This window comes from Streptomyces sp. NPDC126499, from assembly GCF_040302485.1.
Taxonomy (GTDB): Bacteria; Actinomycetota; Actinomycetes; order Streptomycetales; family Streptomycetaceae; genus Streptomyces.
In genome coordinates, this window is the sequence record NZ_JBEOUO010000030.1 from 77627 (window position 1) to 86516 (window position 8890).

The 8890-nt window shown below is 72.2% G+C and carries 10 protein-coding genes; 7 read left to right on the top strand and 3 right to left on the bottom strand.

The window, feature by feature from the left end:
- Positions 1-6 precede the first annotated feature (6 nt).
- Positions 7-465, bottom strand: coding sequence for a MarR family winged helix-turn-helix transcriptional regulator (locus ABTZ91_RS31085; RefSeq protein ID WP_352080564.1), 459 nt, complete (start codon positions 463-465; stop codon positions 7-9).
- Between the two features lie 277 nt (positions 466-742).
- Between ABTZ91_RS31085 and ABTZ91_RS31090 the strand changes: the two genes are divergently transcribed.
- The 3 genes from ABTZ91_RS31090 (at position 743) to ABTZ91_RS31100 (ending at position 3830) form a co-directional block, all read left to right on the top strand.
- The gene (locus ABTZ91_RS31090; RefSeq protein ID WP_352080565.1) at positions 743-1597 is read left to right on the top strand and encodes a MaoC/PaaZ C-terminal domain-containing protein; all 855 of its coding nucleotides are present in this window, start codon (positions 743-745) and stop codon (positions 1595-1597) included.
- Positions 1598-1700: 103 nt separating this feature from the next.
- Positions 1701-2777, top strand: a complete 1077-nt coding sequence (locus ABTZ91_RS31095) for a Zn-dependent alcohol dehydrogenase (RefSeq protein WP_352080566.1) — start codon at positions 1701-1703, stop codon at positions 2775-2777.
- A 108-nt stretch (positions 2778-2885) separates the two neighbouring features.
- Complete coding sequence (locus ABTZ91_RS31100; RefSeq protein WP_352080567.1) at positions 2886-3830, top strand: 3-oxoacyl-ACP reductase; 945 nt, start codon at positions 2886-2888, stop codon at positions 3828-3830.
- 76 nt (positions 3831-3906) lie between these two features.
- Here the strand turns inward: ABTZ91_RS31100 and ABTZ91_RS31105 are convergent, their stop codons facing one another.
- Together ABTZ91_RS31105 and ABTZ91_RS31110 are read right to left on the bottom strand one after the other, a co-directional pair.
- Positions 3907-4029 carry a hypothetical protein gene (locus ABTZ91_RS31105; protein ID WP_352080568.1) on the bottom strand — a complete coding sequence of 41 codons (123 nt, stop codon included), beginning with the start codon at positions 4027-4029 and terminating at the stop codon, positions 3907-3909.
- Positions 4030-4076: 47 nt separating this feature from the next.
- Positions 4077-5252, bottom strand: coding sequence for a hypothetical protein (locus ABTZ91_RS31110; protein WP_352080569.1), 1176 nt, complete (start codon positions 5250-5252; stop codon positions 4077-4079).
- 310 nt (positions 5253-5562) lie between these two features.
- Here ABTZ91_RS31110 and ABTZ91_RS31115 point away from each other — a divergent pair, with 310 nt between their 5' ends.
- The 4 genes from ABTZ91_RS31115 to ABTZ91_RS31130 all read left to right on the top strand — a co-directional run.
- Positions 5563-6603 (top strand): iron-siderophore ABC transporter substrate-binding protein, encoded by a 1041-nt coding sequence (locus tag ABTZ91_RS31115; protein ID WP_352080570.1) that lies wholly within the window; start codon positions 5563-5565, stop codon positions 6601-6603.
- A gap of 199 nt (positions 6604-6802) precedes the next feature.
- Positions 6803-7633 (top strand): Nif3-like dinuclear metal center hexameric protein, encoded by an 831-nt coding sequence (locus tag ABTZ91_RS31120; RefSeq protein WP_352080571.1) that lies wholly within the window; start codon positions 6803-6805, stop codon positions 7631-7633.
- Entirely contained in the window at positions 7630-8373 is a 744-nt protein-coding gene (locus ABTZ91_RS31125) for a C4-type zinc ribbon domain-containing protein (RefSeq protein ID WP_352080575.1), read from the top strand. Before ABTZ91_RS31120 ends, ABTZ91_RS31125 begins: the two co-directional genes overlap by 4 nt.
- Positions 8373-8890: reverse transcriptase-like protein (locus ABTZ91_RS31130; protein ID WP_352080572.1), on the top strand; the 518-nt coding region annotated here is incomplete at its 3' end. The genes ABTZ91_RS31125 and ABTZ91_RS31130, both read left to right, overlap by 1 nt.

Below are 8890 nucleotides of genomic sequence, written 5' to 3' on the forward strand. Positions count from 1 at the left end.
CGTGCCTTAGTGGTGCCAGGCCCGGCCGCCCGTGTTGTGGATGAAGCGCTGCAGGACCTTGAGCGTGGTCAGATACTCCTCGTCGGAGATGCCCGCGTGCCGCTCGGCCCACAGCTCGTCCTGGAGGGCCGCCGCCTTCTCGAAGAAGGCCCGGCCCTCCGGCGTGAGGCTCAGGCGGCCTGCGCCGTCCTCGGTGATCCAGCCCCGGGCGACCGTGGTGTCGATCTCCTCCTCCATGGTGGTCGCGCCCGTGCGGAGGTAGCCGCTCAGCACGCGGGTGACCTCCTCGCGGGTCCTGGGGGACTCGGCGCGGGCGACCTGGGCGAGGACCCACCACTGGGGCTGCGTCGTGCCGATCCCGGCGAGGGCGGCGCGGGTGCGCGAGACGACGGCGTCGTAGGCGGCCCAGCTCCAGTAACCGATCGGCTGCCTGATCAGTTCGGCGTCGTCGTGCGAGTACTGCATGGCCGGATCCTCCGTCGGTGTGCGGAACGGTGCGTGGAACGGTTGCTGCGATACGTACGACCGTAGGAACTCAACCGGACTTGAGGTCAAGGACGGCCCGCGATCAGTGATCTGACGTGCCGTCAGGATGCTTCCCAACCCACAGGCCCTCCGCTATACATGGGACCACCGAACTGGAACGCGTTCTAAGTTCGTTCGGTCCCGCACGGCCTCGGCGCGGTCGACGGTGCGGACGGCCGCGCCGAGGTCTTCACCTGCCACAAGGAGCCGCAACGCGATGCCCATTGACGCCGCCAAGGCCGTCGCCGCCGAACCCCGCAGCGCCGAGATCGCCTGGGACCACAAGGACGTCCAGCTCTACCACCTCGGCCTCGGCGCCGGCATCCCCGCGACCGACCCCGACGAGCTGCGCTACACCCTCGAATCCCGGCTCAGCGTCCTGCCCAGCTTCGCCACCGTCGCGGGCGGGGGCATGGGCGTCGTCGGCGGACTCTCCGCTCCCGGCATCGACATCGACCTCGCCGCCGTCCTGCACGGTGGCCAGTCGATCACCCTGCACCGCCCGCTGCCCGTCGCCGGCAAGGCCGTCTCGACCTCCCGCGTCGCCGCGGTCTACGACAAGGGCAAGGCCGCCGTCCTCGTGCTCCGCTCCGAGGCCGCCGACGCCGACGGGCCGCTGTGGACCAGCGACGCCCAGATCTTCGTGCGCGGGGAGGGCGGCTGGGGCGGCGACCGCGGGCCCTCGGAGCGCCTCGAACCGCCCGCCCGCGAGCCCGACGCCACCGTCGAGCGGCCCGTCCGCGAGGACCAGGCCCTGCTCTACCGGCTCTCCGGCGACTGGAACCCGCTCCACGCCGACCCCGAGTTCGCCAAGCTCGCGGGCTTCGACCGGCCCATCCTGCACGGCCTCTGCTCGTACGGCATGACCCTCAAGGCGGTCGTCGACACCCTCCTCGACGGCGACGTCACCCGCGTCCGCTCGTACCGCACCCGCTTCGCCGGGATCGTCTTCCCGGGCGAGACCCTGCGGATGCGGATGTGGGCTGCCGAGGGCCGTACGCAGGTGACGGTCACCGCCGTCGAACGGGACGACGCCCCCGTCCTCGCCGACACCGTCGTCGAACACTCCTGACCACTCCTGACCACCCCTGAGAGTCCCAGAAAGCCCCCGATAACCTCTGACAACCCCGGAAAACCTCTGACAACCCCGGAAAACCCCCGAGGGGAGCCGCAGCATGCGCGCAGCCGTACTGCACGAGATCGGCCAGGACAAGCTCGAAGTCCTCGACGACGTCGAGGCGGTGGGCTTCGGCCCCGGCAAGGTCAGGATCCGGGTCCGGGCCACCGGCCTGTGCCACTCCGACCTTTCCGCCATGAGCGGCGTGCTCCCGCAGCCCGCGCCCTTCGTCCCCGGGCACGAGGGCGCCGGCGAGATCGTCGACGTGGGCGACGGCGTCACCGGACTGAGCGCCGGACAGCGGGTGCTGCTGTGCTGGCTGCCGGCGTGCGGCGGCTGCCCCGCCTGCAAACGCGGCCAGACCCAGCTCTGCCTGGCCGGCTTCATGAACGCCGGCACCCCCAACTTCAAGCGCCCCGGCGGCGACGTCTTCGGCTTCGCCGGCACCGGCACCTTCGCCGAGGAGGTCGTCGTCGACGCCGGCTGCGCGGTCCCCATCCCCGACGACGTATCCTTCGACATCGCCGCGCTCATCGGCTGCGGCGTGACGACCGGTCTCGGTGCGGCCATCAACACCGCGAAGGTGGAGGCCGGTTCGTCCGTCGCCGTCATCGGCTGCGGCGGCGTCGGCATCTCCGCGATCCAGGGAGCCAAGCTCCAGGGCGCCGCCCAGATCGTCGCCGTCGACCCCGTCGAGTCCCGGCGCGAGGCCGCCCTCCGCTTCGGCGCCACCGAGGCCGTCGCCCCCGACGCGCTCGCCGACGCCAAGCAGCGCGTCACCGGCGGCGAGGGCTTCGACTACGTCTTCGAGGTCGTCGGCAGGTCCACCACCGCGCGGACCGCCTACGAGACCACCCGGCGCGGCGGCACCCTCTGCGTCGTCGGCGCCGGCGCCCTCGACGACTTCCTCCAGCTCAACATGTTCGAGCTGTTCTTCGACGAGAAGCGGATCCTGCCGTCGATGTACGGGGGCGGGGACGTGCTCCGCTCGTACGAACGGGCCATCGCGCTCTGGCGGGCCGGCCGCATCGACCTCGCGTCCCTGATCACCCACCGGGTCCCGCTCGCGGGCATCAACGAGGCGCTGGAGCAGATGCGGACGGGTGTGGCGCTGCGCACCTGCATCGAGATCTGAGGCTGGATCCCATATCCAGGATCCGATCTCCCGGACTGGATCCCATATCCAGGATCCGATCTCCCGGACTGGATCCAATATCCCGTCGAACTCTGAGAGGACCGACCCATGTCACTCCCTCTTGAGGGGCTGAGCGCGATCGTCACCGGTGCCGGGCGCGGACTCGGCCGGGCCGAGGCGGTCGAGCTGGCCCGGCTCGGTGCCGCCGTCGTCGTCAACGACTACGGGCAGCCGGGCCGGGACGGCTCCGGCGAGGCCTCCGCCGCCCCCGCCGAGGAGGTCGTGGCGGAGATCCGCGCGGCCGGCGGCCGGGCCGTGGCCCACCTCGGCGACGTCGCCGACTTTGAGACCGCGCGCGGTCTCGTCGAGCTGGCCGTGAGCGAGTTCGGCAAACTGGACGTCCTGGTCAACAACGCGGGCATCCTGCGCGACCGGATGGTCTTCTCCATGAGCGAGGACGAGTGGGACTCGGTGATCCGGGTCCACCTCAAGGGCCACTTCAACACCACCCGCTTCGCCGCCGCGCACTGGCGCGGCCGGGCCAAGGCGGGGGAGAGCGGTGTCTACGGCCGGATCGTCAACACCTCCTCCGAGGCCTTCCTCGCGGGTTCGGCGGGACAGCCCAACTACGCGGCGGCCAAGGGCGGGATCGTCGGTCTCACCACCTCCACGGCGCTCGCCCTCGCCAAGTACGGGGTCACCGTCAACGCCATCTGTCCGCGCGCCCGGACCCGGATGACCGAGGACGTGTTCGCCGGCTTCGCCGAGCCGACGTCACCGGACGAGCTCGACCCGCTGTCGCCCGAGCACGTGGCGCCGCTCGTCGGCTACCTCGCCTCCCCGGCGGCGGCCGGGGTCAACGGGCAGCTGCTCGTCGTCCACGGCGGCATGGTGGCGATCGTGGACCGCCCCAAGGTGGCCGCCACGTTCGACACGGCCAAGGACGTCTTCACGTACGGGGAACTGGACGGTCTGCTCACCCCGTACTACGCGGCCCGCCCGGCGGGGGAGACCTTCGCGGCGGCGGAAGTCCTCGCCTTGAGGAAGGGCTGAACGAACGGTCCGTGGGGAAGCGAACGGCCCCGGGGAAACGAACGGCCCCCGGGTTTCCCCGGGGGCCGTTCGCCGCTCACTGGGAGTCGGACTCGCGACGGTGGCGGCCGTGCGGCGAGGACGTGGAGTCCTCCGCCCGTGCGGCCGGGCCCCGGTGCTTGCCGGAGCCGCTCGACTCCTGTGCCTCCGTGTTGCTCATGGTGGAACTCACCCCGTAGAAATCGCTCTTGCTGTGCGGCCCGGAGTCTAACCAGCGGGTTTGCGGTCGGTCAGAGGAGCCTGCTGCAAGGGCACCGGGCGGCACACCCGGGGCCCCTCGGCTACCGGCCCCGACTCCCGGTCCGGCACCCGCCCCGGCGCCCGGTCCGAGTCCCGTTCCGGCTCCGTTAGGGGGAGTTCGGCTGGCTCCTCCAGGGTGGCGAGCCCGCAGGGCGTCCCGGGTGTCGCGTACGGCAGCCTCAGCACGCCGTCGGCCGTCCACAGGCCGGATCCGGCCAGCCAGCCCAGCGGCGCGGCCAGTTGGTGCATGCGGCGCGAGGACGGCCGCCACATCCCCACCCAGCTGCCCGCCGCCGCGTCGATCCGCAGCGCCACACCGCAGCTCTCCGGCATGAGCACCTGCCCCGGCTGCACCGCGAACGGCGTCACCGCCGCGTCGTCGAGCCGCAGACACTCCGGGAACCGCACCGGCAGCAGGCTCCCGAGCACCCCCCAGCCGAGCCGGTCATGGCCCGGGGACGGCGCGTCGGAGCGGATGAGCAGCAGTCCGCTGTCCGGGTCCGCGAGCAGCAGCCGGTCATGGCTCTGCTCCGTGATCTGGAGCAGGGGCGTGACCTCCCCGCCGCGCTCCAGGTCGATCGCCACCGCCTTCACCGGGCCGTCGCCCAGGCGCCGGTCCAGGGCCAGCATCCGCCCCGTGCGGTCCAGCCAGACCCCGCCCGAGCACCAGCCCTTCACCTCGGCCACCTGCTCGGGCCCGAAGGCCCCGCCGGCCACCAGCCACAGCGTGGTGGTGTCCTCGCCGACACCCATCGCGTACGCGCAGATGCCGTCCGGCGACGGGGGCAGGAGCACCAGCTCGCCCGAGGGGGGCGCCTCGACGGCGCCGAGGGCCAGTTCGCCGGTCTCCGGGCCGGTCGGGTAGAGCAGCGAGAACGTGTACCGGCGTCCGTCCACCCGGCGGCCGATCAGCACCCGTCCGTCCGCGAGCGGCAGCAGCAGCGCGCCGGGGTCCTCGGGCTGCGCGAGGGGGAGCGGTACGGCGTACGGCTCGGGGCCGTCCAGCGTCCACCGCTCCACGTACAGCGCGTCCCCCGATCCGGCGAGCCGCGCCGCGTAGGCGCCGTTCGCCGTGATCGTGAACCCCGTGGGCCAGACCGCGTCCCCACCTTCAGCGGCGGTCTCGATGGCACAGGCTGTCATCGACTCGTCACCTCCGGCCACGAAGCTAGTTTTCGCACTTCCAGCCGAACAACACGAGCCACCCCACTTCACCCCAAAGGGTGGCGGTGCGCCGATTCGGCTGAGCGGAGGGGGCGGGTTGTGCTCGTGTGACCAGGGGTGGCTAAGGTAAGGCGACCCTAAGTGGAAGCTGTGAGTCCGCGGACGGGTCGTCGAACAGCCGATCCGCCGGCCCGAACGGTGGCGCCCCACAGCGCCTCCCGCCGTGCCGCCGGCCCGTGCCGTCCGGCCGTATCCGCCCGCTCCCCACGCACGCGTACAGGAGACCCGCATGTCCCTCCGCCGCCGCGGCACCGCTGCCGCCGCCCTCAGCCTCGCCGCCGCGCTCACCCTCGCGGCCTGCGGAGGCGGTGACGGCTCCTCGGACGCCCCGAAGAAGGACGACGGCGGAAAGAAGAAGGACGTCGCCACCGGCGGCAAGGACTTCGGGGACGCCGCCGCCAAGACCGCCGCCATGGGCACGGACGCCAAGCCCGGCCAGTTCCCGCGCACCCTCACCCACGCGCTCGGCAAGACCGAGATCCCGGCCGCGCCCAAGCGGGTCGTCGTCCTCGACGTCGGCGAGCTCGACAACGTCGTCTCCCTCGGCGTCAAGCCCGTCGGCTACGCCCCCTCCGAGGGCGACGACGGCATCCCCGGCTACCTGAAGAAGGACGCCGGCAACCCGAAGTCCGTCGGCACCATCAACAACCTCAACCTGGAGGCGATCGCCAACCTCCAGCCCGACCTCATCCTCGGCAGCCAGCTGCGCGCCGCCGACAAGTACGACGAGCTGTCGAAGATCGCCCCCACCGTGTTCTCCATCCGCCCGGGCTTCACCTGGAAGGAGAACTACCTCCTCAACGCCGCCGCCCTCGACAAGACCGCCGACGCCAAGTCGAAGCTCGCCGCGTACGAGACCAAGGCCAAGCAGCTCGGCACGGACATCGGCCCCAACAAGCCGACCGTCTCGATGGTCCGCTACCTGCCGGGCAAGATCCGCCTCTACGCGAAGGCCTCCTTCATCGGCACCATCCTCGAGGACGCCGGTCTGCCGCGACCCAAGAACCAGCAGATCAACGAGCTGGCCGCCGAGATCAGCCCGGAGAAGATCGACCAGGCGGACGCCGACTGGATCTTCACCGGCGTCTACGGCGACCCCAAGGCCACCAAGCGGGACACCGCCCAGGCCAACCCGCTCTGGAAGAACCTCAAGGCGGTCAAGGCCGGCCAGGCCAAGGACGTCCCGGACGAGACCTGGTACCTCGGCCTCGGCGTCACCGCGGCGAACAGCGTCCTCGACGACCTGCGCGCCGACCTGGTGAAGAAGTAGGACCGACCGCCCGAGGTCACCGGGCCGGGGCTCAGCGGTCCGAGCTCGACGGACCTGGGCTCGACGGACCTGGGCTCAGCGGACCGGCGCTCAGCGGACCCAGGTCACCGGACCCGGGCTGAGTGGACCCGGAGCTCAGCGGACCCGGTTATCCACAGGTCAGGACGGCGGGGCACGGAGGACAGGTAGCCTTTCCTCCGTGCCCCGTCTGTCTGAAGTCATCGCCGAGCTCGACGCCCTCTGGCCGCCCGAGCGGGCCGAGCAGTGGGATGCCGTCGGCACCGTCTGCGGTGACCCCGACGCCGAGGTCCGCCGCGTGCTCTTCGCCGTCGACCCCGTCCAGGAGATCGCCGACGAGGCGATCGACCTCGGCGCCGACCTGCTCGTCACCCACCACCCGCTCTATCTGCGCGGGACGACGACCGTCGCCGCCTCCCACTTCAAGGGCCGCGTCGTGCACACCCTGATCAAGCACGACATCGCCCTCCACGTGGCGCACACCAACGCCGACACCGCCGACCCCGGCGTCTCCGACGCCCTCGCCGGCGCCCTGGACCTGCGCGTGACCGGACCGCTCGTCGAGGAGAACAACCTCGGCCGGATCTGCGAGCTGGACCGGCCCGAGACCCTCGCCGAGTTCGCGGCGCGCGCCGCGAAGCGGCTGCCCGCCACCGCGCAGGGCATCCGCGTCGCCGGCGACCCCGACATGGTGCTGCACCGGGTCGCCGTCAGCGGCGGCTCCGGCGACAGCCTCTTCGACGCCGTACGCGCCGCGGGCGTCGACGCCTTCCTCACCGCGGACCTGCGCCACCACCCCGTCTCCGAAGCCACCCAGCACGCCACGCGGTCCCGCCCGCTGGGCCTGGTCGACGCCGCGCACTGGGCCACCGAATGGCCCTGGTGCGAGCAGGCCGCCGCCCAGCTCGACACGATCTCCGACCGCCATGGCTGGGACCTCCGCGTCCACGTCTCGAAGACGGTCACCGACCCCTGGTCCTCCCACCACACCTCTTCTGGAGCCCCCAACTGAACGCCGCGCCCGCCGACCAGATCCGACTTCTCGACGTCCAGGCCCTGGACGTACGCCTCCAGCAGATCGCGCACAAGCGCCGGTCGCTGCCCGAGCACGACGAGATCGAATCGCTGACCAAGGACCTCACCCAGCTGCGCGACCTGCTGGTCGCCGCGCAGACCGAGGAGAGCGACTGCGCCCGCGAGCAGACCAAGGCCGAGCAGGACGTGGACCAGGTGCGCCAGCGCTCCGCCCGCGACCAGCAGCGCCTCGACTCCGGCGCCGTCTCCTCGCCGAAGGACCTGGAGAACCTCCAGCGCGAGATCGCCTCGCTCGCCAAGCGCCAGGGCGACCTGGAGGAGATCGTCCTCGAGGTCATGGAGCGCCGCGAGTCCGCGCAGGAGCGGGTCGCCGAGCTGACCGAGCGGGTCTCCTCCGTCCAGGCCAAGGTCGACGACGCGACCGCCCGCCGTGACGCCGCCGAGGCCGCGCTCGACGCCGACGCCGCCTCCGTCGCCAAAGAGCGCGAGCTGGTGGCGGGCTCCGTGCCGGCGGACCTGATGAAGCTGTACGAGAAGCTGCGCGAGCAGCAGGGCGGGGTCGGCGCGGCGCGGCTGTACCAGCGCAAGTGCGAGGGCTGCCACATCGAGCTGAACATCACCGAGCTCAACGAGGTCCGCGCGGCCGCCGCCGACGCGGTGCTCCGCTGCGAGAACTGCCGCCGGATCCTGGTCCGCACGTCGGAGTCCGGCCTGTAATGCGCGAGCTCGTGGTCGAGGCGGACGGCGGCTCCCGGGGCAATCCGGGACCCGCCGGTTACGGCGCGGTCGTCCTCGACCCGGCGACGGGGGAGACGCTCGCGGAGCGGGCCGAGTACATCGGCGTGGCCACGAACAACGTCGCCGAGTACAAGGGGCTGATCGCCGGACTGCGGGCGGCCTTCGAGCTGTTCCCGGACGCCACGGTCCACGTGCGCATGGACTCCAAGCTGGTCGTCGAGCAGATGTCCGGCCGCTGGAAGATCAAGCACCCCGACATGAAGCCGCTGGCCGCCGAGGCCGCCCGGGTCTTCCCGGCCGGCCGGGTGCGGTACGAGTGGATCCCGCGCGAGCGCAACAAGCACGCGGACCGGCTCGCGAACGAGGCGATGGACGCCGGGCGTCGGGGTGAGCAGTGGAGCCCGGCCGCCTCCACCGCGGCCGTCACCTCCGCCGCCCCTGCCGCCGACCTCGCGGCGGCCCGCAGCGCGGCGGGCGACGCGACGGCGGGCGCGGC

Coding starts and splice junctions, on each gene's coding strand:
- ABTZ91_RS31085 (WP_352080564.1), bottom strand. CDS start 465: ATGCAGTACTCGCACGACGACGCCGAACTGATCAGGCAGCCGATCGGT.
- ABTZ91_RS31090 (WP_352080565.1), top strand. CDS start 743: ATGCCCATTGACGCCGCCAAGGCCGTCGCCGCCGAACCCCGCAGCGCC.
- ABTZ91_RS31095 (WP_352080566.1), top strand. CDS start 1,701: ATGCGCGCAGCCGTACTGCACGAGATCGGCCAGGACAAGCTCGAAGTC.
- ABTZ91_RS31100 (WP_352080567.1), top strand. CDS start 2,886: ATGTCACTCCCTCTTGAGGGGCTGAGCGCGATCGTCACCGGTGCCGGG.
- ABTZ91_RS31105 (WP_352080568.1), bottom strand. CDS start 4,029: ATGAGCAACACGGAGGCACAGGAGTCGAGCGGCTCCGGCAAGCACCGG.
- ABTZ91_RS31110 (WP_352080569.1), bottom strand. CDS start 5,252: ATGACAGCCTGTGCCATCGAGACCGCCGCTGAAGGTGGGGACGCGGTC.
- ABTZ91_RS31115 (WP_352080570.1), top strand. CDS start 5,563: ATGTCCCTCCGCCGCCGCGGCACCGCTGCCGCCGCCCTCAGCCTCGCC.